Raw genomic sequence first — 24726 nt, 5'->3', positions numbered from 1 at the left:
TGGCATCTTATGTGGACGAACGCCGGGGCGCTCCGGGACGAGAAGTTAGTTGAACACGTGCGTAACCTGACGCCGGTTCTCAAGCAGTTGACGATATTTCCATCTGATATTTGTAATTATCGCTGTTCTTTCTGCCATATTTGGGGCGATACCGGTTGGGCATTAAAAGAACCGCAGCGTGTTATTCGCGAGCAGTTGGATATCGAGGTGCTGAAGCGATTCATTGACCAGGTTCCTAAGGGACGCAACCCGATCGGCGTTATTCTGACTGGCGGGGAAGTCATGCTGTATAAGCATTTTGAAGAGCTGGTTACCCATCTGCGCAGCAAGAGAATGAACGTGTACGTCAATACGAACGGGTCGTTGATCAAGAAACGGATTCAGTTCCTGATCGATAACACGGCTGTCGTTAACATCTCAATTGACGGTCCTGAGGAGTATCATGACGCGATCCGCGGAAAAGGCAGCTACCAGACGATCTGCGAGAACATTGAAGCATTGATCGCAGAGAAGAAACGCCGCCGCAAAATGTTCCCGTTCATCAGCATTAACATGGTACTCTCTACGAGCAATTACAAGAGTGCAAAGGACTTTATCCCTGCGCTGCGGGAACGGTTTAAGGACACGGAAATCGTGCTTCACGATACGAAAAATCCGTGGCACAGGAAACGCGACATCGCGGTCAATTTTGCCCCGCTGCTCTTTACGACGCCGGAGCGAGGCCAGGCTTACGCAGACCAGATGAAAGAGCACTTGGACTGCGACGTTTCTCCAGCTTGGCAGGGTTTCGTGGAAGAGTCAATTCCGATCGATACGGAATACTTGAAGCGGGATTTGCAAGCCATTTGGGCAGCGGAAGGGGTCGATTATTCCGATTACGTCGACATTCACGACTATTATACGGATATCGACAATGTGTTCGGCCGTTCCAAATGTGTTGCGCCTTGGCATGAGCTCATCGTTCGCCGCACGGGAGATGTGTATCCTTGCGTCGATCTGCCGGATTACAAGCTAGGCAATATCAATGAGGACTCCTTCGAACAGATTTGGGAAGGCGATCGGGCAGTCCGTTTCCGCGATTACTTGCGCAACGACAACCTGATGATGTGCAACCGCTGCACGCGCATGTTCGCTGACCCAGAGTCGTTCTAATTCAATTCAGAAAAACAACCATCTTCACTTCGAGGATGGTTGTTTGTTTTTGTAAACGCGGCTTCGACAGCAGCAAATAGCTGTTGCTCTGAAACGCGTACCATAAGTTAAACTCCTCATAAGTTCGATATATTGCGAAATGAGGGAATGTCATGAGGGTAATCGCTATAGACTTAGATGGCACGTTACTAGCTACGGATAAGGCCATCCATGCAAACGATGTAAACTGCTTGAAACAAGCGAACGAGCAGGAGCATATTGTTACGATTGCAACAGGAAGAGCGTTGTTTGACGCCCAACATATTCTCAATAAACATGGCCTAAGCTTGCCGATCATTGCTTCCAATGGCGCTCAAATTGAAGTCGATAACCGAATCATTTATGAGCAATTTATGAACGGGGATGCGATTAGGGAGATTATGGCATGGTTAAATGCCAATCAGATGTATTACCAAGTCTACCTGAATAATCGAATTGTCGTTTCGAGCCTTGGAATCGAGCAAATAAAAAATCAGCTTCGCACGGTAACCTCGCTTCATCCAGCCTTCCCTGAGCCGTTATTCTGGGAGGGTATCAGGTCGCAAACCGAACAGTTTGGGCTAGAAGAGGTTGAGGGCATACTCGAACCTAGCCGTTATCTTGATGTTGTGAAAATTATGGTTGTTTCGCCGATGGGGGAGCAATTGGAAGCAGCGAAACAATCTTTTGGGCATATCAAAGAGTGTTATGTATCGAGCTCGGGCTTGTATAATCTCGAAATTACAAGTGCCGGAGCAGACAAAGGTGCGGCGCTTCACAGAGTGTGCAAATACTTCAATTCACCTCTGCATCAAACGATCGTCATTGGCGATAATTTGAATGATTTGCCGATGTTCAAAGTCGCGGGAATTGGCATAGCCATGGGGAATGCAGACGAATCGCTGGCTCCATACACCACTTATCAGACACGCTCGAATCAGGAATGCGGCGTATCCTATGCTTTTGAACAATATATTAACCCGTTGTTGAACGAGAATGTTGCGATAGGGAGAAACCCACAATGAGCATGATGAGACGATGCCTGATCTATATTGTTGGATTGTTTATTTTATCGCTTGGCGTTGTATGCATGATTAAAGCAGATACAGGAATTGCGCCATGGGATGCGTTGAATGTAGCATTAACAGATAATATTGGGCTTACAATAGGTTCATGGGTTTTCGTTGTTGGCGGAGTTATCATTCTGGTTAATAGTATAATAAGAATGAAGCTGCCCAATCTAGCGGGAGGCATCCCTATTATTATTATTGGGTTCTTTGTAGATTTGCTGAATTTGAAGGTTCTCACCTTTCTAAAGCTGGATGGCGCCCTCTATCAATGGGGATTGTTTATGGTCGGGCTTTGCATATTGGCGGTGGGCATTTCTATCTATTTGCGTGCCAACCTGCCTTCCGTTCCGAATGACGAACTCATGTTGGCCGTTACTGAGCGTACAGGCTGGAAAATTTACATTACCAAAACGATCGGTGAAGCAGCTGCATTGGTCCTTGCTGTTATTCTTAAAGGGCCGGTAGGTGTTGGGACCGTAATTGTGATGGTCAGCATAGGCGTACTAATCAACTTCTTCGATAAATTGCTTCACAAGATCGGTTTTTCTAGCACAATCGCCCATGCTACCTTTAATCAGGAGAAATCATTATGACGAATATTTCTGAAATCGCTAAGAAGGCCAAGGTTTCCCGAACAACCGTATCAAGGGTGCTTAACAATCATCCTTATGTTAAAGCAGATAAACGCGATGCTGTGCTGCAGGTTGTAAAAGAGATGCATTATGTGCCCAACTTTAATGCGGTTCATTTATCGAAAGGCAAAACGAACATTATAGGCGTTATGGTGCCCAAAATCGACCATCCTTTTTTTAGCCAGCTGATTGCCGGCATTGGTGATGCATGCAATCGGTACAGCTATAGTCTGCTGTTGCATCAGTCGAATAATGACTTGAATCAAGAGCTTGATTTTTTTAACAAACTAAAATATAAGCTCGTAGACGGACTAATATTGGGGTCTACCATTAGCCCGGCCCATGTGCTTGATGACATGTCGGGCTATGGAAAAATCATTTCGTGCGAAGCATCAGAGAGCAGCAAGATCGCAAGCGTATTTATTAACCATGAATCTGGCATGCAGCTGGCCTTGGATCATTTGAGGGAACAAGGCCATCAACATATCGGTCTTTGTATAGGCAATGCTAAGAGCGGAGTTGGCGTTAATCGCAAGAAATCTTTTTTTCAATACCAACAGAAACATCAATTAAACTGGAACACGGATTGGTACTTCGATGGAAAGTATACGATTGAGGATGGCATTCATGTAGCAAGAGCATTGTTCAGCCTGCCCCAACGGCCAACGGCTATCGTCGTAGGAAGTGATTATGTTGCTGCGGGCATTATATATGAAGCCAAAAAACAAGGTGTGCCTATTCCGGAAAGCTTGGCGGTAACCGGATTTGACAATCAGCCGATCTCGGAAGTGATGGAGCTGTCGACGATCCATCAGCCGATTAAGGAGTTGGGAAATACGGCAGCAGAGCTATTATATAATTTGATTAACAATCAAGAAATTCCGAGTACGAATAAGCTTGAGCTTAAATTACTGGCAAGGAAATCAACCTAACAGCCGAGAAGGCTGTTTTTTGTTGAATGAAAGGCTTTAACGAAAAGAGACCCTATCTCATTCGGCAAGATAAGGTCTCGATTGGATTGATTTTAGGCTAAAACGAATTCAGGGACGTTAGCTTTGAAGTGATTTCTTGTTTTCGTCTCATCAATGAAACTGAAAGGTTGGGCGGAACGTTGGTCTTGCCCGTTAAGGTAACCTGCAGCTTGCAATGGAACAAAAGACGTCAGATTCCAAACGGTTTGTTCGTTAAAGCCGATCGAACGGATATTGTGCATGAGGCGGTCAATCGTATAGGAGCCTGCTGCAACGTATCCTTTGCCTTGATACCACAGATTGTTTCCTTCAATTTTCTCCAGCGATTGCCCGCACATCGAATCGGTATCGATCCGGTCGGTCATGGCAATGATCCCTTGTGATCCAACAAGCTCAACAACGCGCCGTGCTACTTCAAGGTCCACATGCTCGCTATCAAAATTCATGCAAATCGTCAATAATCCCTCCTTTGCAGCTCTAATTAAAGTTCCAGGCACCTCGCCAACTAATGTTTTTACGGAATCTAGATTCCATTGCTCTAACTGAGCGGATTTTAAGCCTTCGAGCCTGAGCGTCCGCTCTTGCGGCGTTCGCCAGGTGTGTTTGAAATTGTTAGGCATGTCATTGAATAAGTGGTCGGTTAATACGGCTGTAGATCCTGCGAAACGGCTTCTTTTCTGTGCGGTGTTAATGACGTTCATAATGAGCGTAGACGTTTCTTCGGGATAAGCTTTCTGGAAATGTCCCAATGCAGGCTTGACACCAGCTTCAACGAGAGTATCCACGATCCACTCGATGCTCGGATGTTCCGGCGTAATGTACTTCTTCAAGTACGAATTTTCCGTCATTGCATCGGGTGATAGTACGGTATACAACAGGCCATATTGCCCGCACGAAGCGATTTTTTTCCACTCGTCCTTGAGCGGAGCCCAGTTGCCTTTCTCCGGCGTGCCGGCAAAGCTAGCGAGCAAGGGGCCTTCTAACGAAATGCCTAGAATGTTAGGATACTTGCCCTTTTTCTTTTGTTCATGGAAGGCCTTCATCACCGTTACGAATTGCTCCAATTGGTGATGGGGGAGGAAGATAGACGGAACGCAATAGATGCCTTCGCGCTCGGCTAATGCATTGATCTTGTCCATATCCAGCTCGTCCAAATTACTGAAATCGTATTCGCCGATGCCATGGCAGTGGAATTCGACAGGGATGGATGGAACGAGATACGATCCTGACTTTTTGAAAATGCCTTCGGAACCGAGTTCAAACTTTGCCCATTTGTTATCCTTGTAAGAAATTTCAGCCAGTCGCATTACTCCGTCTGATCCAAGATACGCAGGGCAATTAAAAGATGGTGCGGACAGCATAGGTACCACTCCTCCTGAGTCTCTATTTATATTTCTTCCAAGCTTAACCATCTTAATCTATGGAATTGGTTTCATATCAATCGTTTTTTATGTGAAGAAAAAATGAATTATTCTATCGTCGAGAGGGGCTCGACAGCTGGTGAGGAGCTCCTTTATAGTAGACGTAAGGCAGCGATTGCCATGTCCGATTCACAGCTTTTTGAAAACGATTTCAGAACATGGGGAGATGAATTGATGAACTTGAATGGCCATGAAGTAGATGGGTTTCTAAAAGCAGAAGGGCGCAAACTAGTAAACGGAGCAGGCCAAGAGATCTTGCTGCGCGGTGTTGGCCTTGGCAGTTGGCTGTTGCCCGAAGGCTATATGTGGCGTTTCCCGGAAGCAGGCGATCGCCCGCGGCGGATTGAAAAGATGGTTCATGATTTAATCGGTGAGGGCAAGGCGAAGCAATTTTGGGACACCTATTACGACGTCTATATCGCGGAAGCTGATATCCGCCGAATAGCAGAAGAGGGCTTTAACTCTATACGGGTGCCGATCAATGCCCGGTCGCTGTTACAAGATGAGATCGGGCCTGCATTCGATGAGCGGCATCTAGCACTGATAGACCGGGTGATTGATTGGTGCAGAACTTACCGGTTGTATGTTGTTCTCGATCTGCATGGTGCGCCTGGCGGACAGACTGGCGCGAACATCGACGATTCACTCCGTGACCAGCCCGAACTGTTTACTGACGAGGCGAATAAGCGCCTAACGGTAGAGATGTGGCGGATGCTGGCCGAGCGGTATAAGGATGAATGGATCGTTGCGGGATACGATCTGCTTAACGAGCCGCTGCCGGAATATTTTGCGATGTATAATGACCAAATCATGCCGTTGTACTTAGATATCATTCGCGCCATTCGCGAAGTTGACGATAAGCATATGATTATATTAGAAGGCGCGCACTGGGCGACGGATTGGTCGATTTTTGATAAGAAGCCTGACGAAGGCAATCTAATGCTGCAATTCCACAAGTATTGGAACAATCCCGATACGGCGAGCATCCAGAAGTTTCTGGACAAGCGTGACGAGTGGAATGTGCCAATCTACATGGGCGAGGGCGGGGAAAATAATATCGAGTGGTACATCGGCGCGTTCCGGCTGTACGAGGACCATGATATTTCATGGAATTTCTGGACGTGGAAAAAGCTTGATACAATCAACTCGCCATGCTCAGTCAATATGCCGGAAGGATGGGACAAGCTCGTCTCCTATTTGGAAGGAGGGGCAAAACCGGAGAGCAGTGAAGCGGAGCGGATTTTATGGGCGTATTTGGACAACCTGCGAATTGAAGCGTGTACCTATCATTCCAAAGTCGTGCATGCGCTGTTATTCCGGCCGGCGATTCGTATTCCCGCGATTTTCTACGGTTATCGCGGTGCGGGCATTAGCTACGGCGTGCAGCAGCCGGTTAGCCATGAGCTCGGCTTCCGCTCGGACGACGGCACCGACATTCGCTTTACAGACAGCCAGCGCGAGAAGCCGAATTTTCACCCGGGGCGAGGCTTGGCTTGGGAGGCGGATGAATGGCTGCATGTTCGGCTTGCACCGGGCGACTGGCTAGCTTATGAGGTGAATGCGGTTAGCGAAGCTGACTATGCGGTCACGCTGCGCGCCGCCGCACCGGAAGGGCATGCGACAGCGGAGATTGCGATCGAAGCGGAAGTGGCGGGACGGGCCGAACTACAGGGTAACGATTGGCAAACGGTTACCATATGCGATGTTTCATTCTCACATGGTAATAGCCGCATTATTGTCCGCGCGGTTGAAGGACCGTTGTCGTTAGAGTGGATTGCTGTAGGCTAGATGGAAGACAGCTACTACAAAATCGAACAATTTCACCACTAACGGTGCCGCTGCAGTACAGTAGGCGAGTGGTGGAGGAGACAATCAGAAGAGCAGTTGCTGCGGCAGCTGCTCTTTGTTTTTACTTAAACAATGATACAATTTTGCCTATCTGGGAAATTTTTTTCTTGAAGCAAGGATATTAGCCATGTATAAATCGTGTAATTAGCAAGAGGTGAGGAACTGGAAATGAGAAACGATTCTTCAGTACGTACTGATGATGAGGTATCTGAAATATACAAGCGGAATGTCGAAACGATCTATAGGCTTTGTGTCTTATATTTAAGAAATATAGCTGATGCAGAGGATGCGGTACAATCCGTATTTGTGAGATTGATGAAGAGCGACAAAGCATTCACAGATCACGAACATGAGAAGGCGTGGTTGATCGTAACAGCCAAAAATTATTGCAAAGACATGTTGAAGAGCTGGTGGAGGTTTCGCCGGGTTCGCATAGTGCCCTTGCCTGAAATTTCTCACTGGGATGACTCAACTAAAGGGAGCGAGATCATGGAACAGTTGCTTTCACTTCCTTCCAAATATAGAGAAGTGCTGTATCTATATTACTATGAAGGTTACTCGGTGAAAGAAATTGGACGAATGTTAAACCGTAAAGAAAGCACCGTACAAACCCAGTTATATAGCGGCAGGAAACGGCTCAAAGAAAATTTGGAAGGAGGCGTTCATGTTGTCCGACCCGATTAACCGCTTATTTAAAAGCTTAACGCCTACAGCACAACAAAAGGAGAGGATGCTCCTAGAAATAAAGAAGCGAAGCATAGAAGATCAGAAGCCAGCCTTTTCTCATAAGCGCAGAAGGGGAGGCTGGGTTAAGTATTTAACAGCCGCTGTTCTTGTAGTCATCTTGAGTGTATTTACGCTTTCCTATATTAATGAGGAGGATACGGCCTTCGCTTTATATGTTTACAATACGGGTACGGAGCTAACCAGTTCTGGGGTAGAGATTGCGACAGGGATCATCAATGACAATCATTCCATGCGAGGAGAATTGGTGCAGTTTAATGTGAAAGGCAACAATATTAATAGCATCCGTTTCTCCATTCAGAATCAATATATGGATTTTACAGATTGGACAGAAACACGGTCCAATTACAGCATGGAAAAACAATTTACTGTTGTTTACGGCTCTCATGCGTCCGAGTACAGCTCTCTCGTTGTCAATTGGAATCCTAAGCTTACCATTCAAGCGCTTAACAGCCATCCTGATCGTACGATAGCGAGCTTAAACGAGCAGTTACGGACTGATCGGATTGTAATGGAAATTACGTATAGCACTGGAACGAAAGCAACTAAAGCATTAGATATGGCCATACAGGAAGACGGGAAAATCTTTGCTAAGTTACGAGATTATGTCGTGACGGAAAAGGATCAATTTGTTTTAAATCCACAAGTTAAGCCTACAGAACCGGCGAAACTGCCTGACAATAGGTATGAACCAAGCAACGATCATGCCAAATATTCGAAAATCGAGATCGACGCAGCAGCAAAGCTGGCTCAAGAATACTACGCTAAGTTTCCTGAAGACCGCCAGATCGTGAAAATTAGCTATACGGAAAATGTACAGCTGCTTTCCAGCTATATACAGGATGAATATAAGGCATGGCAGATCATTACGTTCGATGCCTATGAGAAATCCATGTATCCCAATACCGCAAGACACATTTTCATTGCCAGAGAAGATGCCACGAAAGAATGGACAGTCATTAATGAAGGCTACTGATTCATACGCGATAAGCTGATTGCATGGTATAGGTTCAACCAGAGAATTCTGGTTGAACCTATTTTTTTGAGCTTCAAAACGCACACCGAAAAATCCCTATATTTTTCTCAGTAAATTGTTTAATTCGTGCATCCCCTTCAAGCCTCCACTTCCTCTACTATGGAACTGTTATGTCGAGTTAAATAGCTAAAAATAACGAGACTTTACCCAAACGCGGTGTACTTGTTGGCCGTATTCCGCCATGGTACACTGGCTCAAACATTATGCGAGCAGCAAGCATTTATCACCGATCTAACGTTTTGAAAGGGTTTACAAAAAGGGTGGGTTCCGTATTTCATGAACTCGTCCTTTCTATTCTAGCCGCGCTGCGGATGCCAGATCCGGTATCGTCCGCTAAGCGCAAGCAAGCTAAGCAGATACAGGCAATTGTCGTAATAACGCCTCTCGCCGGTCCGAAGCGGGGTTTGCCAGAATAGCTCGACGGCCTGCCGTGCATGCTCGCTATCTGATGCGGCCAGGGCGGCTGCCGCATTCGTCGCAATCAACCCGACTGGATGGAGCGCTTGTTCTTCGAAAGGCTCGCCCGCGATCGAATAACGCCGATAGTCCGCAGGGTTTTTGTCCGAGAAGAAAGTTAAGATCCGTTCGGCGATGTCCGCTAATGGCGGCTCGGTCCCGAACCATAGGGAATCGACCCCCAGATTGGCAGCTACCCGATACGAATCACTGTAGAAGTGCCCGAATCCCCGTTCATTGTTCGGCGTTCCGTCATAGTAGGCATATTCGGGAGCAAGCCCGGTTGCCGGATGGCAGGAAGCGACGAGATATTGGCGGCTCGCAAGCGCTGCTTCCATCCAGAACGACTGGTCCTTCGGGTCCGACCAGAGCGCGAATAACGCATAGAAATGAGGCAAATGGTAAGAAGGATCTGTAAATTCGCAGTTTGGTATAAATTTAATCAGTTTATTAGTGGGGTTCCACATCGGGAAGCCGTCGTTATTTTCTCCCTTATGAATACAAGCATGGAGCAGCCTTCGCGCCCGTTTGCTGTAATTGAAAGGCGCTTCTGCACGGTCTCCCCAGCGGTGGGAAGCGAATAACAGGGCAAGCGCAAAAAATTCTTCTCCATCTGGCGCGGGGCCGTCGGAGTTTCGGGTGCCATCTGGCTGGCAGGACCAAGCGAAATAGCCAGCATTGGGGCCTTGCTCAATGAACATATAGGCCATCGTCCAGCGCCAGAGCCGGTCGAAAATATCTTGGCGATCCATCTGCACAGCCATCATCATGCCGTATGACATGCCTTCAGTACGTACATCCAGATTGCCGGTGTCTAGCATATAGCCCATGTTATCATCGGCTTCATAATAGATGCGGGTATCGGGCGAATCGCCGAATAATTGCTGCCAGCATTCTAGGATGCGTGCATCGATGTCCAGCTCGCTGTAACCATATTCCTGCAATAAATTGCGATATTGGCCGTTGTGAAAAGCGCCTTGCCGATTTGCTTTGGCCATCCACTATGCCTCCTCGTTCGTGTGAAATCAACCGTGATCATCGTTAGCTTACCTCTGTTTGCGAAGGGGAGAAAATGGAATAAGTTTAGAACATGCTGAGGAAATCTTAGATACACAAGAGGGGGAGATTACATGCGGAAAGTGATATTGGTCGATGATGAAATCTTCGTGCGCAAAGGGTTGATGGAGCTAATTCCGTGGGAGGAGCATGGCTACCAAGTGGTTGCGGAGGCGGAGGACGGTGATGAGGCCGTTGCATTGATCAAGCAGCATCAGCCCGATCTTGTGCTCACGGATATCCGCATGCCCGGCATGGATGGGCTGACATTGATTGCGGCGATTAAGGAAAGCGGCAGCCGTTCGCCTGAATTCATTATTTTGAGCGGCTACAATGAATTCTCGTATGCCCAGCGAGCCTTGCGGTTCGGCGTGCAAGATTTTATTTTGAAACCGATTGATGAGGATGAGCTAGTAGGCACGCTCAAGCGGATTAATCAACGGTGGGCGCAACTGGAGGATTCTGAATCAGCCTCACATCGCACGGTGGAGTCCGTGTTGAATGAGCTGCTCTTCGATCAGGCTTCGGAGCAGGCTCCGGTTGGCATTGCAGCTGCGCTTGGCCTGCGTGAGCAGGAGCCTTGCTGTTATTGCATCGTAGAATGCAACAGCAGAGGGGAGTCAGCTGAAGCGGAGGTTCACTCGATTCGCAAATGGAAGACAAGCATGGGAGAGGCGCTTATGCGGACAGGGGGCAGCGCGCCAATCCTGCATGATTTGGGCCCTTATACGTTCGGGTTTCTAATGGCGGAGAGCCACTTTGCTTTCCATGGGGATGCTTCAGGAGACCGGATTGCATCACAGCTGCTTCGAACGGTTTCGAGTGAGGAGGCTGCTTCCATCCGAATTTACTTTGGCCCGCGCGTGACGCGCCCGGCGGATTTGAAACGCTCGTACGATGGCGCACGGGAGGCGATGCGTTATAAATATGCGCTTGACGATTGCCAAGCCATTACACCTGAACGGGCTGCGAAGGTTGTGCTAGCCTTTCGGGATCTAGACGCTGAGGTGTATGTGGCCTTGCAGGATCATTTGGAGGAAAACAATATCCCAGCGCTTTCTGAGCTGGTCGCACGAATTGGGAACGACTTCAAGCGTTATGCGTTTACGCCGGATGCGGTCATCGCTTCCGTGTCCAAATGCGCGATTCGTGCGCTAGAGGTGCTGCGGCAAATGGGCGGCGAACAAGAACCGATGATTGCGTCCCATTCCGTGATGGCGCAGTGGAATCAGGCGCCGAAGACGTTGTCTATTTTGATGAAGGATCTTATGAATTTCCTGCTCGAAAGCGCCAGTTATATGGAGCAGCTTCGCAAAACAAAGTCCAGCGGAAGCATCCATCGCATTCGGCAATATATCGAAATGCATTACCAGGAGGAAATGACGTTGAAGAGCATGGCAAAACAGTTTTATATCAATCCCGTTTATTTGGGCCAGCTGTTCAAGAATACGTACGGCGTCTATTTTAACGATTTTCTGCTGCAGCTGCGGATCGATGAGGCGAAGCGGCTATTAAGGCAGACCGACCGTAAAATCTATGAAATTGCGGAGATGGTGGGCTTCAACAGTTCGGAATATTTTATTAAACAGTTCGAGAAGGTGGAAGGGCGTTCGCCAACGGATTATAAACAGGCTATGTTGGCGAAGGCGCCATGATCGCGAAACTACGGATGCGCCTGAATATGAACAATGTCCGTTTTCGGAACAAAATGCTGATCATGTACATGCTGTCCGTGTTTATTCCGGTCGTCATGACGAACGTGATCTTCTATTCGATTACGGCAGACAACATCCGCCACCAGAAGAAGCATGACATTTCCCTCGCTGTTAAGCAGATTCGTGATGATTTTCAAGACCAGATCAATGCGGCGGCGGGCATATCCACGGTGCTCTACAACGATACGCTGCTATGGCAATATGTGCAGCAGCCTTACGATAATCTGGCGGATTATGTTGAGCAGTATAACAGCTACATTAGCTTAATGCTTGAGAAATATAGCCCTTTATATAAGACGATACAGTCGATCACCATCTATACGGAAAATGACACGATCATATATGGCGGGCGTGTTCAGCCGATTACCAACCATATCAAGCAGCAAGGCTGGTATAGACGGGTAAGCTCGGCGCCGCCTTCAGCTGTCGCGATTGAGAAGCTCGAATCGGATTTGCCAGGCAAGCCCGACACGCTTAGCCTCTTGCGCCGAATTAGCGGAAGCGAGGAGGACGGCACGCAGCCGATTTTGCTGCGGTTAGATTTTCATCCGGACCTGATGGCGGATGTGTTCCGCAACGTGTCACTGAACGGGACGCTCTATTTGCTGCAAAACGATCATTTGCTCTATTCGACGACGGACAGCGAAGCGACCGAAGCGGCCATCTCAAAGCCAGCCAGGGGGACCCTCGTATTCAAGGAGTCGTTCCCTGCATCGTATTTAATGAACTGGGAAGTGATCGGCGTATTTAAGGAAGAAACCGTATTGGCGGATGTACGCCGATCGAGGCAGTTCGTCCTTTATTTTGCCATGCTTAACCTGCTTGTCCCGACCATTATTATCATTTTGTTTAACCGCTCGTTGAACGCACGGCTCGTTCGCATACTGAAGCAGATGAAGCGAGTGAAGAATCAAACGTTCGAGCCGATTGTTGAACCAGAAACCCGTGATGAGATTGGGCAATTGACGCAAGCCTTCAATCAAATGACGCTGCAAATCCGCCGCTTAATTAATGATGTGTATGTTGCGGATATCCAGAAGAAAGAGCTTGAGCTCAAGCGCAACCAAGCACAGCTGAATGCGCTGCAGAGCCAGATCAACCCCCATTTCTTATTTAATGCGCTAGAGACGATACGAATGCGCAGCGTGATCAAGCAAGAGAGCGAGACGGCGCGCATTATTTCGAATATGGCGAAAATCTTTCGAAAATCGCTGACGTGGGGACGGGATTGGGTGACGGTGAAAGAGGAAATCGATCTCGTCGTCTGTTTCCTCGAAATTCAGAAATACCGCTTCGAAGATAAATTGCACTATAGCATCGACGTCGATCCTTCGGTCGAGCAGACGCTTATTCCGAAGATGACGTTGCAACCCCTGGTGGAAAATGCAAGCATCCATGGCATTGAAGCCGTGAAGCGTTCAGGCTTGATCAACGTCAGCGTCCGGCGGACGGGAGAGGGGCTAGTCTGCAAAGTGACGGATAATGGCGGCGGAATCGAACCGGAGAAATTACAGGCGCTCAACCGCAATTTAACCCAAAGCGATGAGATAGGTGAGCACATTGGCATTGCGAATGTGTATTACCGGCTGAAGCTCTTTTATGGCGATGCGGTTGATTTCCGGTTGGGCAGCGAGCCGGGAGTTGGCACCTGTGTGGAGATTATCGTTCGCGAGTCGATCGAGCAGTCGCCCGGCATGTGACCTAAACATTATGCAGTAACAAGTTTAGTTTCTCCATTAAGCTGCAGAAGCTTCTAACCCTATAATGAAAGTGCTTACAATACAAGGTTGTTAAGGAGGAAGCGCATTCATGCGTAATAAAAAATGGTTGGCAGCAATGCTCGCTGCGACATTCGCAGTTGCAATCTCTGGGTGCTCAAGCAACGGCTCCGGCACGGCTGAACCAGTAAAAACGGGCAATGGCGAAGAAGCGGTGGCAACGAAAGAGCAAGAAACCAAACCGGAACCCGTCACGTTCACCTACTTTAATGCAACCGCAAACAAAGACATCGATACGAATAAAACGAAGATTGGCAAAGTTTTGGAGGACCAAACAGGCATTAACTTTAAGCAAGAGTTTCTAGTCGGCGATCTTCAAACGAAAATCGGCACGATGATTGCCAGTAACGAATATCCGGATGTCATTCAACCGGATGCCGGCATTGACAAGATTCTTGATGCAGGCGCGTTCATCCCGCTGAATGATTTGATTGAGCAATATGGACCGAACATCAAACGAGTGTATGAGCCATACTTCAACCTGATGAAAGCGGATGACGGCAACATATACTTCCTGCCGTTCTCGCCGCTTGTAGGTGAATATAAACCGAATCCGACGATTGACCAAGGCGCGTTCTGGATTCAGAACCGCGTGCTGAAGGAAGCGGGCTATCCGAAAATCAAAACGCTAGATCAATATACGAAGCTGATCGCCGATTATCGCGAGAAGCATAAGAGCGAAGATTTGATCGGGATGACGTCGCTGACGCATGACTGGCGGTTCTTCGATACGACCAATCCGCCGAACCACTTGGCTGGCTACCCGAATGATGGCGGCGTGCAGGTCGACTTGAACACGATGGATGCTAAAGTGTACGGCGACAACGACGGCACGAAGCGTTGGCTCCAGACACTTAACGATCTGAATGCGCAAGGGCTGTTCGATAAATCGTCGTTCGTCGACAACTACGACCAATACTTGGCGAAACTGACATCCGGCAAAGTGCTCGGATTCTTCGATTACGGCTGGCAGGCGCAGCAAGCGTTCAATACATTGAACAAGAATGGCAACGATGACCTGAAATACTTCCCGCTGCCGATCGTATTCGACGAGAATGTGAAGGATCAATATCTAGACCCGCCGGCTTTCGTTAATAATCGCGGCATTGGCATTACGGTAAGCGCGGACGATCCGGTTCGCATCATCAAGTACTTCGATAACATGCTTACAGACGAGAACCAGAAACTGACGCGTTGGGGCATTAAAGGCGAAACGTACGAAGTGGACGACAAAGGCCGCTTGTATCGTACTGCAGAACAAATCGAGAAGCTCAAAGACAATGATTACTCCCGCCAAGTCGGCATTAGTTACTATGCTTACTACTGGCCAATGTATGGACAAGGCTCCACGTATCCAGATGGCAACTCGGTTGATCCTGGCAGACAGCCGGAAGTAGCGCAAGCATCTTTCACGCCAGAAGAGAAAGAACGCCTTACGAAATACGGCGTACAGACATACGCTGAACTGTTCTCCGCACCTGACGCTCGCCCTTGGTATCCAGCTTGGAGTATCGCACTGGAACAAGGCACACCGGCCCAAATCTTCACGGTGAAGCAGACTGATCTGCAGAAGAAGTATTTTGCGAAGCTTGTGCTTGCAAAACCAGAGGGCTTCGAAGGCATCTGGAACGACTATGTGAAGGAATACAGAAAAACGCCGGTCGATGAGTACGAAAAAACGATGAGCGATGAGATCAAAAAGAAAGTCGCAAAAATCCAAGGCAAATAATGAAACGATGTACGGATATGGCGGTGGCGTGGGGGGCTTGCCCCCTTCGCCCTCCAGCATCATGAAGAGGAAGTGGAATGATGGGCAAATCCAAAGAACTGGTGAAGAAGCTGAATAGCCAGCGCGTGCTTGTGTTAATGACTGTGCCTTTCTTGATCTGGCTCTTTGTATTCAAATATTTGCCGCTCTGGGGCTGGACGATCGCATTTCAGAACTATAAACCGGCCAAAGCGTTCGGCGATCAGCAATGGGTGGGCTTAAAGCAGTTCCGATTTATGTTTCAGGATGACCGTTTCTTGCTTGTACTTCGCAATACGCTAGCGATGAGCCTTATCAATTTCGTGCTTGGTTTTGTAACCGCAATCATTTTGGCGCTGCTGCTTAACGAGCTGCGACATGCGATCTTCAAGCGTCTCGTCCAAACGATCAGTTATTTGCCGCATTTTATTTCGTGGGTTGTGGCAGCCACGATCATTCAGACAGCGCTCTCGGCAGACGGCGGTGTCGTTAACGTATTGCTTATGAAGCTCGGGTTCATCAGCGAACCCATTCTGTGGCTTGGCAAAGGGCAGTTTTTCTGGGGCATCATGGGGGCATCTGAAGTTTGGAAAAATATCGGCTGGAATACGATTATTTATCTAGCAGCAATGACTACGATTGATCCGTCCCAGTATGAGGCGGCAGAGATGGACGGCGCAAGCCGGCTTCGCCGCATCTGGCATATTACGCTTCCGGGGCTGCGCCCTGTCATCGTGATACTTGTGATCATGAATCTCGGCCAAATTTTGGAGACGGGCTTCGAACCGCAGTATTTGCTCGGGAACGGCCTAAACATCGACTATTCTGAAAATCTGGAGATTTTCATTTTGAAATACGGCATGAATCTTGGCAACTATTCCTTATCCGTAGCCGCAGGGATCTTCAAGACCGTCATCAGCATCATCTTATTATTCTCCGCGAATCACATCGCTAAGCGATTTGGCCAAGATCGACTGTTCTAGGAGGGACCACTATGGCATTAGCAGCAAAATCATTCAAGCGCCGCGTACCCGTAGGCGATCGTGTCTTTGATATTCTCAATGTCACGTTCATGATTTGCCTCATGATCGTGACGGTCTACCCCTTTATTAACATGCTCGCAGTATCATTGAACGATGCGAGTGATTCTGTAAAGGGCGGGATTTATTTCTGGCCGCGTGTCCTTTCCTTTGACAGCTACCAGTATGTGTTCAAGGAATCGACGGTGCTGCATGCCACGGGCATCTCTATTCTGCGGACAGTTCTTGGCACGATCATCTCGACGTTCTGTTCGGCGATGGTCGCTTATGCGATTAGCCGTCCCGAGTTCGTGCTTCGCCGGTTTGTGACGCTGGCCTTCATTCTGACGATGTATTTCAACGGCGGGCTCATTCCGAATTTCCTGCTCATCCGGGAGCTTCACTTAATGAACAGCTTCTGGGTGTATATCATCCCTGGCATTCTTGGCGTCTTTAACATTATCGTTATTCGTTCCTTCATTGAAGGGCTTCCGGATGGCATTATGGAATCGGCCCGTATCGACGGCGCAGGCGAATTTACGACCTTCCTGCGTATCGTGCTTCCGCTGACGATGCCCGTATTGGCGACAACTTCGCTGTTCACAGCAGTTTACCATTGGAACTCGTGGTTCGACGTGTTTTTGTACAACTCTTCACATGTGGAATTAAGTACGCTGCAATATGAGCTGATGAAGATGCTGCAGAACTCGAATGCGTCTGTCAGCGGCACAGATGCGAGCGGTGCTTTCGCAAGTTCCGGTTCGTCTTCGGCTAACTTCGTGACGCCGACGTCGATTCGTTCCACGATGACGATCGTAGCCAGCCTTCCGATTATTATGGTGTATCCGTTTTTGCAGCGGTATTTTGTTAAGGGATTAACGCTTGGCGGCGTGAAGGGATAGCGACGAATGAATTGAAAGAGAAGGTGACTTGAAGATGGGCAGCCAACAAGCGAACGTTAATCTAGCCGGCTATAAAGCTTGGCTTGCGATGCATGCCCGTGAGGATGTTGTACAGCGCAAGCAAGAGGCGACGCGATACGGGTGGATTGCTTCAAGCGAGCATCATGAAACCGTTGTGGCAGCTGTGTCTGAGCTGGTTAGCGGGATCGGGGCAATGCTTGGCCAAGAGCCGCGTTTGATCGAGCCGGAATATATCGAACAAGGCATCATCATCGGAACAATCGAAGGCAACGTGCGGATTCAGGCGATATGCGGGGATGTTACCGGACAGTTAGGGCCGGAGGGGTTCGTGATCCGAGCTTCGGCGGGGCTTACGGCGATTGGCGCAAACACGCCTGCGGGCGTTTTGTATGGCGCGTTTCATTTGCTGCGGCTGCTTGCGCTGGGGAATAAAATGGAAAACTTGAGCGTGATCGAGAGGCCAGCCAATGCACTACGGATGATCAACCAGTGGGATAACGTAGATGGCAGCATTGAACGTGGTTATGCGGGGAAATCGATTTTTTATGCGGACGGCGAGATTGTGTTCAACCCTGAACGCATTCGGGATTACGCACGGCTGCTGGCCTCGGTTGGCATGAATGCAATTGCGATCAACAACGTGAACGTTCATCGGCTGGAATCACATTTTATAACGGAGGCGTTTTTGCCGCGTATAGCTGAACTCGCTGCGATTTTCCGAACCTATGGCATAAGGCTTTACTTAAGCATTAATTTTGCCAGCCCGATTGAGGTTGGGGGAGTGCTTACAGCCGATCCGCTTGAGGTGGATGTCCGGCAATGGTGGAAGGAGAGGGGAGCCGAAATATATAGCTTGATTCCCGACTTTGGCGGTTTCCTGGTGAAGGCCGACTCGGAGAACCGTCCTGGCCCATTCACGTATGGCCGCAATCATGCGGACGGTGCGAACATGTTGGCTGAGGCGCTTGCGCCTTATGGGGGAGTCGTGATCTGGCGCTGCTTCGTCTACGATTGCAAACAAGATTGGCGGGACCGGTCCACGGACCGGGCAAGAGCGGCGTATGACCATTTTATGCCGCTTGATGGGGAATTTCATTCCAATGTGCTGCTGCAGATCAAGAACGGCCCGATGGATTTTCAGGTGCGGGAGCCGGTTTCCCCGTTGTTCGGTGCCATGGAGCGGACCAATCAGCTGATTGAGTTTCAGATCACGCAGGAGTACACCGGGCAGCAGCTGCATCTCTGTTACTTGGTTCCTCAATGGAAGGCCGTGCTGGACTTCGATACACTTGCGCATGGCGAGGCCTCGCCGGTGAAGCGGATCGTGGATGGAACATTCTTCGGCAGGCCTTATGGCGGGTTTGCGGCTGTATCTAATATTGGCTGCGACGGCAATTGGACGGGACATTTGTTAGCCCAAGCGAATCTGTACGGTTATGGCCGGCTGGCCTGGAACCCAGAGCTAACCGCAGAAGCAATTGCAGCAGAGTGGGCAGCGCAAGCGATAAGCCCGAATGCACAAGCCGTACACACCGTGTGCAGCATGATGATGGAGTCGCTGGATATATATGAATCCTACACGGCGCCGCTTGGCGTTGGATGGATGGTAAATCCCGATCATCACTATGGCCCGAACGTGGATGGCTATGAGTACGACAAATGGGGAACGTATCATTTTGCTGATCGTGATGGGGTCGGCGTGGACAGGACCGTGGCGTCGGGAACCGGTTATGCAGGGCAATATATTGGAGATAATGCAAAGATGTATGAGTCGCTGGGCCGTTGCCCAGATGAACTGCTGTTGTTCTTCCATCACGTGCCTTATACCCACAAGCTGCAATCGGGCGTCACGGTGATCCAGCATATTTATAACACGCATTTTGATGGCGCGGAGCGTGCGGCGGAGCTTGCTGAGAAGTGGCAGGCGCTTCGGCACCTAATGCCTGCCGGGCTCTATCGTCAGACAGAGGCAAGGCTGCTTGAACAAGCGGAGCATGCGAAGGAATGGCGCGATCGGATCAATACGTACTTTTACCGCAAAAGCGGCATAGCGGATGCTTGGGGACGAACGATTTACTAGCATCCAGGAAAGGGAGAATGCAGAATGGCGAACAAGGTGAAACGCAACGAACCGTTGGTTACCCATATTTATACGGCCGACCCGTCGGCGCATGTTTTTGATGGCAAGCTTTATATTTATCCTTCCCACGACCTTGATCACGTGAAAGAATCCAACGATAACGGTGACCAGTACGACATGGAAGATTATCATGTGCTATCGATGGAAAATCCAGAATCGGAGTGCGTGGACCATGGTGAGGCGCTGCATGTTAAGGATGTGCCTTGGGCTTCCAAACAAATGTGGGCGCCGGATGCAGCTTATAAAAACGATACGTACTATTTGTTTTTCCCTGCGCGGGACCATGATGGCATTTTTAGAATTGGCGTAGCGACGAGCGCATCGCCTTCTGGCCCGTTCTCGCCTCAGCCTAATTATATTCCCGGGAGCTTTAGCATCGATCCGGCGGTGTTTGTGGACGAAGACGGCCGTGCGTATATGTATTTTGGCGGCCTATGGGGCGGACAGCTGGAGAAGTGGCAGACGGATGAGTATGTGAACGAACCAGCAGAGATTGCGCCCGGCCAGCCTGCGCTTGGGCCAAGAGTGGCGGAATTAAGCGAGGATATGCTGGCATTTGTGGAGCAGCCTGTCGAGATTGCGATTGTGGATGAGCAGGGGAATGCTTTGCTGGCAGGGGATGAAGATCGCAGATATTTTGAAGGGCCGTGGATGCACAAATATAATGGGAAGTATTATTTGTCCTATTCGACGGGCACTACACACAAGATCGTATACGCAATTAGCGACAATCCTAAAGGGCCATTCGTATTCCAAGGGACGGTTCTGACGCCAGTCCTCGGTTGGACGACGCATCATTCCATCGTCCAGTTCGATGGCAAATGGTATTTGTTCTATCATGACAGCTCGTTGTCCGGCGGCGCCGACAATAAGCGCTCCGTTAAATTCACCGAGCTTGCATATAACGAGGACGGCACGATTGTGCCGATTGACCCGTACGGGAGCTAGCGTGGCGGCCCACTGGGCCTGCTGCTGCTACTGACGTTGTGTTGCAGCTGGTGTGCTGTGCCGCTGTTAGTGGTTGCGTGCTGCTGTCGCCGTGCCGTCGCGCTGCAGTATTGCTGCCGTCGCCATCGCCGCTGCCGCTGGCTGAACTCTAACGGACTCGAGGGCCCTTATTTCAAGCAAAAACCGTGTTTTGAAAATGTAACGGACTCCAGCGCCGTTATTGGGTGGTTTTGCAGCCTCGAAAGTGACAATTGGAGCAAATAACGGCCGCTCGGTCCGTTAGAATCAGAAAGGGCTTTATTTTTACCAAATAACGCCTCCTGGGTCCGTTAGAGCAACTGCTGCAACGGCTGATTGTTCGGCCGGCTTCCGATGGCGAGCGCTTTGCTAGGGCAGTCAGCGTATTCTCGTGGAATGAGGTCCGGCATCACCATCTATTGCCCCGTAGATGACGTGAATCGCGCTTTAGCTATACAACTGCTTTATGATTAGTTTCCAATCAGCATAATTGTTCGAGGATGCGATCAAAATCGCGTCCTTTTTTTATGGGCTATGGGCAGATTGCCATCCGACCACCAGCATACAGAAGCGGGATTGTGCCAACGATAATAGACGGAAACGCATTGATTATCCCTCACCTCATATCCGAATGGAGGAACAACATGCAACGTAAGTTCAAAGTAATTGCGACGGCTGTCGCACTTGGTGCTGTGCTGGCGGGTTGTGGTGCCAATCAAGGGGAATTGGGCAATCGTAGCGATCTTCATTCCAATAGTGTGCGTTATGACATGAATGGCAATCAAATTCTTAACAAGCGGTTTGCGGATGACCAAATGAATGAGATGAACCGCGTCGATGGGCGCAGGCTCAACAGCAATAATATTGTCGGAAAGCATGATAATTATCGGCTGGATATGAGCGAGAATATCGCAAACCGGCTGACCAAAATCCCTGAGATCAAAACCGCGAACGTGATGCTGACCAATCATAATGCTTATGTTGCGGTATCGCTTCGCGATGGTCTTAGCGCCGGGGGTTCCAATACGATCCATCGTTCCAATGTAGGCGGGACAAATTACGTAGGTGAGATGAATGGCGTAGGCTCACGCGACATCACCCGATTTGACAGCAACACGGCTACGCCAGGCTATGATTCGTTCCGTGTACGCAGCAACAACGGAGCAACGGATTATATTACGCCATCACGCCGTCACACCTATTCGACGAATAGCTATGGGATGAAGGAATTCAGCGGCGTTCGCGGCCACGGCTACGGCATGTATAGCACAGATGGCGGAGCAGCAGCGAATGCAGATATTCAATTGACGGATGCGCTCAAAAATCGAATCGCAGACGAGGTCAAACGAATCTCCCCGAACGTTAATAACGTTTATGTATCGGCGAACGCCGATTTCGTTGACCGAATGAGCGGGTATTGGAATGATGTAAAAGCTGGCCACCCGATCCAAGGCTTCGTAGCCGAGTTTAATGCGATGGTAGAGCGGTTGTTCCCAGCTGAAGCAGGAACGCGCCGCTAACGGCGAGCGGACTCATTTTATATTCAGATAGACAGAGCCCTGTGCCGGTTGAACGGCGCAGGGCTCTGGTTTATTTGGCGTCATGTTGGGGAGTATAAAACCTATAATTTCGTGCCATTGGATACTGGATGCAATAGCTCTTGAATAACCGATTTCATCGTTGACGCCGGTATTGCGAAGCCGATGCCTTGCGCCTCCGATTCGCCTGCTGTATTCATGCCAATGACTTGCCCGTCAGCATTGAGCAACGGTCCGCCTGAATTGCCGGGATTAATAGAAGCGTCAGTTTGCAGCAGATGCTCGTAGCTGCGCACCGTATTGCCGTCTTGGATTTGAATTGGGCGTTCCTTGGCACTTAAAACACCGACAGTGAGCGTTTGGTCAAAGCCGTAAGGGTTGCCGATTGCAACGACCATATCGCCGATGCTGAGCTTGTCCGAGTCTCCGATTTGAACGGATGGGAAGTTGGACGAGCCGTCTTTTTTCTCGATTTTGAGAATGGCTACATCCATATCTTCACGCGTGCCAACGACCTTTGCTGTATAAGGCGTGCCTTCCCCCTGCAGCGTTACTTGCACCTCATCCGCGTCTGCAATCACATGCTGGTTCGTCATAATATACCCTGAGCTGTCAAAAATAAATCCCGTTCCTATGCCAACCGCCTGAAGGTTGCTTTGATCGGTTTGGGCTGATTCTTGGCCTTGATCTTGGTTTTGGCCTTGGCCGCCATTGCTTGGGTCAAACCAGATGCCGCCGCGTGTCCGCATGCTCTGGCGTTGCTGCACGAAAGTCTCGATCTTCACAACGGCTGGACTGGCTGCGGTGTAGATGCTAGAAATATTGCCCGTGCTGGCCGCAGTGGAAGCAGAAGCTGTTGTAATGCCAGCACCCTGGCCGGCAGCCGCCTGGCCAGCCGCTTCGTTCGCCGCTTGCACGACAGCAGGCGAGCTGAACCAGTTGTAGCGATCCGCCGAATACATCATTCCGCCAATCGTCAGCACCCCCGCGAGAAAAGCTGCCGCGATTGGTACGAACCGGCTTTTGCGCGGCCGCGCGGATTCATTCGTGTGGAGCAGCTGGTATGCGTATTGCTGTCGTTGCTGCTCTGCCGAAAGCTGTTCAAAACCTTTGCCGCCGCGGGTTACATACGTGCCGCTCTCATCCTGATGCGTTTCCACCCAATTATTTGTAAGGAAATTACGGTTCTGATCGTTATGGTTGTCTTTCATGTCAGGTTCCTCCTTGCGTCGGTATCGATCATCTGTTGATCGTCCAACGTTTCGATACCCTAATCATGAGGGAGGAACCTTAATCGAGTCTTAAATGAATCTAAAAGGAGCATAAAACGAGGCTGAGTGCTAGTTGAAAGAATAGAGAAGATTTATGTCCCAGATAGGCAACAACCTAATCTTGCTTTAGGTTCATGCGGGTATAGTACGGTGCGAATCCGAACTTGCGCCAAAAGTTATGCCCGCGCGGGTTAGTGGCTAGCACATCGATTGCTATTTTGGCTCCGGGAGGGAATGAAGAATGAATCAGTTGGTTTAATGCGAGTGTGCCATGGCCATGGCCGCGATATTCCCGCAATAGATAAAACTGCCTAAGGTACACATAGGATTCATCAGGGGACAGCTCATCGGTTCGAAGCTGGTAGATGGCATAACCGATTATCGTTTCATCTTGTTGTATGATCTCGATTTTCCAATTGCTATGTAACCAGCCGCTCATGCGGCCTTCAAGCTGCGCCACCGTCATGGGGTTTCGGCTGCCCTCGTCTTCGATCAGCTCTTTGTTCATGTGGGCGAGGAGGGGAAGGTCTGTATTGTTTGCTTTACGAACCATGATATTCATAAATAGATGCCACCGCCTTGATTGTTTAAGGTAAGGATTGCGCAAGTTGAAGCCAATTGTCTTGCAATGCTTATGTTATAATAGAATCGAACGATTAAGCGAGGTGTTGCTGATGAAATGGGAACAAATTATGAAACAACATCCAAGCTGTTTTGTATTGGTAGAAGCTTGAAAAGTTAGTACAAGCAATCAATTACGACATCTTGAGGATATGACTGTTATTCAAGATTACGATAATCCGCAAGAAGCCTGGAGCGGATATAAATATTTTCACAAGTTATACCCTTCACGAGAACTGTACGTATTCCATACCAGCCGAACCGATGTGGAGATCGTGGAAGAAATATTCTCAGGCGTGCGGCAACACACATGAACATACATCTCCACAATGGTTTGCCGATTGTCTCGTTAACCCTAACGCAGCGAGCAGACCATTGAACTGTCGAATGTATTGTTCGATACAGGATGTGCCGCGACGATATTTGATACGGATTTACTTTCCCGAATCGGAATTGACATTGATTTTATTCATGGCAGGGCTAAAAGAATGTATGGAGTAGGCGGAACAAGTGAAGTCTGTTACGAACAAGTCATTTCTCATTTAATGATTGAGCACGTTCTATTGGAAACATTCCCTATTCAGCTCGGGTCAGTTCAGGAGCC

Annotated in this window: 19 protein-coding genes; 15 read left to right on the top strand and 4 right to left on the bottom strand. The window is 49.1% G+C overall.

The annotated features are described in order from the left end of the window. Window positions 1–9: 9 nt before the first annotated feature. From GON22_RS11005 to GON22_RS10990, 4 genes are all read left to right on the top strand, one after another. Complete coding sequence (locus GON22_RS11005; protein ID WP_160396141.1) at window positions 10–1152, top strand: radical SAM/SPASM domain-containing protein; 1143 nt, start codon at window positions 10–12, stop codon at window positions 1150–1152. 152 nt (window positions 1153–1304) lie between these two features. Beyond that, the gene (locus tag GON22_RS11000) at window positions 1305–2195 is read left to right on the top strand and encodes a Cof-type HAD-IIB family hydrolase (protein ID WP_160396140.1); all 891 of its coding nucleotides are present in this window, start codon (window positions 1305–1307) and stop codon (window positions 2193–2195) included. Next, a complete protein-coding gene (locus tag GON22_RS10995; RefSeq protein ID WP_160396139.1) occupies window positions 2192–2833 on the top strand; it encodes a YczE/YyaS/YitT family protein in 642 nt (213 codons plus the stop codon). The genes GON22_RS11000 and GON22_RS10995 overlap by 4 nt, the downstream gene beginning before the upstream one ends. Next, window positions 2830–3804, top strand: a complete 975-nt coding sequence (locus GON22_RS10990) for a LacI family DNA-binding transcriptional regulator (protein ID WP_160396138.1) — start codon at window positions 2830–2832, stop codon at window positions 3802–3804. Before GON22_RS10995 ends, GON22_RS10990 begins: the two co-directional genes overlap by 4 nt. A gap of 92 nt (window positions 3805–3896) precedes the next feature. Here GON22_RS10990 and GON22_RS10985 read toward each other — a convergent pair whose 3' ends face one another. After that, a complete protein-coding gene (locus GON22_RS10985; RefSeq protein WP_160396137.1) occupies window positions 3897–5204 on the bottom strand; it encodes an N-acetylglucosamine-6-phosphate deacetylase in 1308 nt (435 codons plus the stop codon). Between the two features lie 234 nt (window positions 5205–5438). Here GON22_RS10985 and GON22_RS10980 point away from each other — a divergent pair, with 234 nt between their 5' ends. From GON22_RS10980 to GON22_RS10970, 3 genes are all read left to right on the top strand, one after another. Further along, a complete protein-coding gene (locus GON22_RS10980; RefSeq protein ID WP_160396136.1) occupies window positions 5439–7052 on the top strand; it encodes a cellulase family glycosylhydrolase in 1614 nt (537 codons plus the stop codon). A gap of 228 nt (window positions 7053–7280) precedes the next feature. Beyond that, window positions 7281–7796 (top strand): RNA polymerase sigma factor, encoded by a 516-nt coding sequence (locus GON22_RS10975; protein ID WP_160396135.1) that lies wholly within the window; start codon window positions 7281–7283, stop codon window positions 7794–7796. Beyond that, window positions 7780–8832: a hypothetical protein gene (locus GON22_RS10970; RefSeq protein WP_160396134.1), complete on the top strand. Its 1053-nt coding sequence runs from the start codon at window positions 7780–7782 to the stop codon at window positions 8830–8832. Before GON22_RS10975 ends, GON22_RS10970 begins: the two co-directional genes overlap by 17 nt. A 356-nt stretch (window positions 8833–9188) precedes the next feature. Here the strand turns inward: GON22_RS10970 and GON22_RS10965 are convergent, their stop codons facing one another. Continuing rightward, window positions 9189–10346 carry a glycosyl hydrolase family 8 gene (locus GON22_RS10965; RefSeq protein ID WP_160396133.1) on the bottom strand — a complete coding sequence of 386 codons (1158 nt, stop codon included), beginning with the start codon at window positions 10344–10346 and terminating at the stop codon, window positions 9189–9191. Between the two features lie 132 nt (window positions 10347–10478). On the opposite strand from GON22_RS10965, the gene GON22_RS10960 reads away from it, so the two are divergent. From GON22_RS10960 to GON22_RS10925, 8 genes are all read left to right on the top strand, one after another. Next, the gene (locus tag GON22_RS10960; RefSeq protein ID WP_160396132.1) at window positions 10479–12059 is read left to right on the top strand and encodes a response regulator transcription factor; all 1581 of its coding nucleotides are present in this window, start codon (window positions 10479–10481) and stop codon (window positions 12057–12059) included. Beyond that, complete coding sequence (locus tag GON22_RS10955) at window positions 12056–13819, top strand: sensor histidine kinase (RefSeq protein WP_160396131.1); 1764 nt, start codon at window positions 12056–12058, stop codon at window positions 13817–13819. The genes GON22_RS10960 and GON22_RS10955 overlap by 4 nt, the downstream gene beginning before the upstream one ends. A 109-nt stretch (window positions 13820–13928) precedes the next feature. After that, entirely contained in the window at window positions 13929–15626 is a 1698-nt protein-coding gene (locus GON22_RS10950) for an ABC transporter substrate-binding protein (RefSeq protein WP_160396130.1), read from the top strand. A gap of 80 nt (window positions 15627–15706) precedes the next feature. Then, window positions 15707–16627 (top strand): ABC transporter permease, encoded by a 921-nt coding sequence (locus tag GON22_RS10945; RefSeq protein ID WP_160396182.1) that lies wholly within the window; start codon window positions 15707–15709, stop codon window positions 16625–16627. Window positions 16628–16638: 11 nt separating this feature from the next. Further along, complete coding sequence (locus GON22_RS10940) at window positions 16639–17565, top strand: carbohydrate ABC transporter permease (protein WP_160396129.1); 927 nt, start codon at window positions 16639–16641, stop codon at window positions 17563–17565. A 34-nt stretch (window positions 17566–17599) separates the two neighbouring features. Continuing rightward, entirely contained in the window at window positions 17600–19666 is a 2067-nt protein-coding gene (locus GON22_RS10935; protein WP_160396128.1) for an alpha-glucuronidase family glycosyl hydrolase, read from the top strand. 24 nt (window positions 19667–19690) lie between these two features. Then, window positions 19691–20674: a glycoside hydrolase family 43 protein gene (locus GON22_RS10930; RefSeq protein WP_160396127.1), complete on the top strand. Its 984-nt coding sequence runs from the start codon at window positions 19691–19693 to the stop codon at window positions 20672–20674. Between the two features lie 662 nt (window positions 20675–21336). Then, on the top strand, window positions 21337–22212 hold the full coding sequence (locus tag GON22_RS10925) for a YhcN/YlaJ family sporulation lipoprotein (protein ID WP_160396126.1): 876 nt from the start codon (window positions 21337–21339) through the stop codon (window positions 22210–22212). Window positions 22213–22313: 101 nt separating this feature from the next. On the opposite strand, the gene GON22_RS10920 is transcribed toward GON22_RS10925, so the two are convergent. Together GON22_RS10920 and GON22_RS10915 are read right to left on the bottom strand one after the other, a co-directional pair. Next, window positions 22314–23441, bottom strand: coding sequence for a S1C family serine protease (locus tag GON22_RS10920; protein ID WP_160396125.1), 1128 nt, complete (start codon window positions 23439–23441; stop codon window positions 22314–22316). Between the two features lie 175 nt (window positions 23442–23616). Continuing rightward, complete coding sequence (locus GON22_RS10915) at window positions 23617–24063, bottom strand: GNAT family N-acetyltransferase (RefSeq protein ID WP_160396124.1); 447 nt, start codon at window positions 24061–24063, stop codon at window positions 23617–23619. Between the last annotated feature and the right edge of the window lie 663 nt (window positions 24064–24726).

The organism is Paenibacillus sp. MMS18-CY102, assembly GCF_009789195.1.
Taxonomy (GTDB): Bacteria; Bacillota; Bacilli; order Paenibacillales; family Paenibacillaceae; genus Paenibacillus_T.
The sequence above is the reverse complement of the archived record's forward strand: the minus strand, read 5'-3'. Positions and strand labels throughout refer to the sequence as shown.

What these genes read in the sequence shown, in the direction of transcription:
- GON22_RS11005 (WP_160396141.1), top strand. Translation starts at nt 10, where the DNA reads ATGTGGACGAACGCCGGGGCGCTCCGGGACGAGAAGTTAGTTGAACAC.
- GON22_RS11000 (WP_160396140.1), top strand. Translation starts at nt 1,305, where the DNA reads ATGAGGGTAATCGCTATAGACTTAGATGGCACGTTACTAGCTACGGAT.
- GON22_RS10995 (WP_160396139.1), top strand. Translation starts at nt 2,192, where the DNA reads ATGAGCATGATGAGACGATGCCTGATCTATATTGTTGGATTGTTTATT.
- GON22_RS10990 (WP_160396138.1), top strand. Translation starts at nt 2,830, where the DNA reads ATGACGAATATTTCTGAAATCGCTAAGAAGGCCAAGGTTTCCCGAACA.
- GON22_RS10985 (WP_160396137.1), bottom strand. Translation starts at nt 5,204, where the DNA reads ATGCTGTCCGCACCATCTTTTAATTGCCCTGCGTATCTTGGATCAGAC.
- GON22_RS10980 (WP_160396136.1), top strand. Translation starts at nt 5,439, where the DNA reads ATGAACTTGAATGGCCATGAAGTAGATGGGTTTCTAAAAGCAGAAGGG.
- GON22_RS10975 (WP_160396135.1), top strand. Translation starts at nt 7,281, where the DNA reads ATGAGAAACGATTCTTCAGTACGTACTGATGATGAGGTATCTGAAATA.
- GON22_RS10965 (WP_160396133.1), bottom strand. Translation starts at nt 10,346, where the DNA reads ATGGCCAAAGCAAATCGGCAAGGCGCTTTTCACAACGGCCAATATCGC.
- GON22_RS10960 (WP_160396132.1), top strand. Translation starts at nt 10,479, where the DNA reads ATGCGGAAAGTGATATTGGTCGATGATGAAATCTTCGTGCGCAAAGGG.
- GON22_RS10955 (WP_160396131.1), top strand. Translation starts at nt 12,056, where the DNA reads ATGATCGCGAAACTACGGATGCGCCTGAATATGAACAATGTCCGTTTT.
- GON22_RS10950 (WP_160396130.1), top strand. Translation starts at nt 13,929, where the DNA reads ATGCGTAATAAAAAATGGTTGGCAGCAATGCTCGCTGCGACATTCGCA.
- GON22_RS10945 (WP_160396182.1), top strand. Translation starts at nt 15,707, where the DNA reads ATGGGCAAATCCAAAGAACTGGTGAAGAAGCTGAATAGCCAGCGCGTG.
- GON22_RS10940 (WP_160396129.1), top strand. Translation starts at nt 16,639, where the DNA reads ATGGCATTAGCAGCAAAATCATTCAAGCGCCGCGTACCCGTAGGCGAT.
- GON22_RS10935 (WP_160396128.1), top strand. Translation starts at nt 17,600, where the DNA reads ATGGGCAGCCAACAAGCGAACGTTAATCTAGCCGGCTATAAAGCTTGG.
- GON22_RS10930 (WP_160396127.1), top strand. Translation starts at nt 19,691, where the DNA reads ATGGCGAACAAGGTGAAACGCAACGAACCGTTGGTTACCCATATTTAT.
- GON22_RS10925 (WP_160396126.1), top strand. Translation starts at nt 21,337, where the DNA reads ATGCAACGTAAGTTCAAAGTAATTGCGACGGCTGTCGCACTTGGTGCT.
- GON22_RS10920 (WP_160396125.1), bottom strand. Translation starts at nt 23,441, where the DNA reads ATGAAAGACAACCATAACGATCAGAACCGTAATTTCCTTACAAATAAT.
- GON22_RS10915 (WP_160396124.1), bottom strand. Translation starts at nt 24,063, where the DNA reads ATGAATATCATGGTTCGTAAAGCAAACAATACAGACCTTCCCCTCCTC.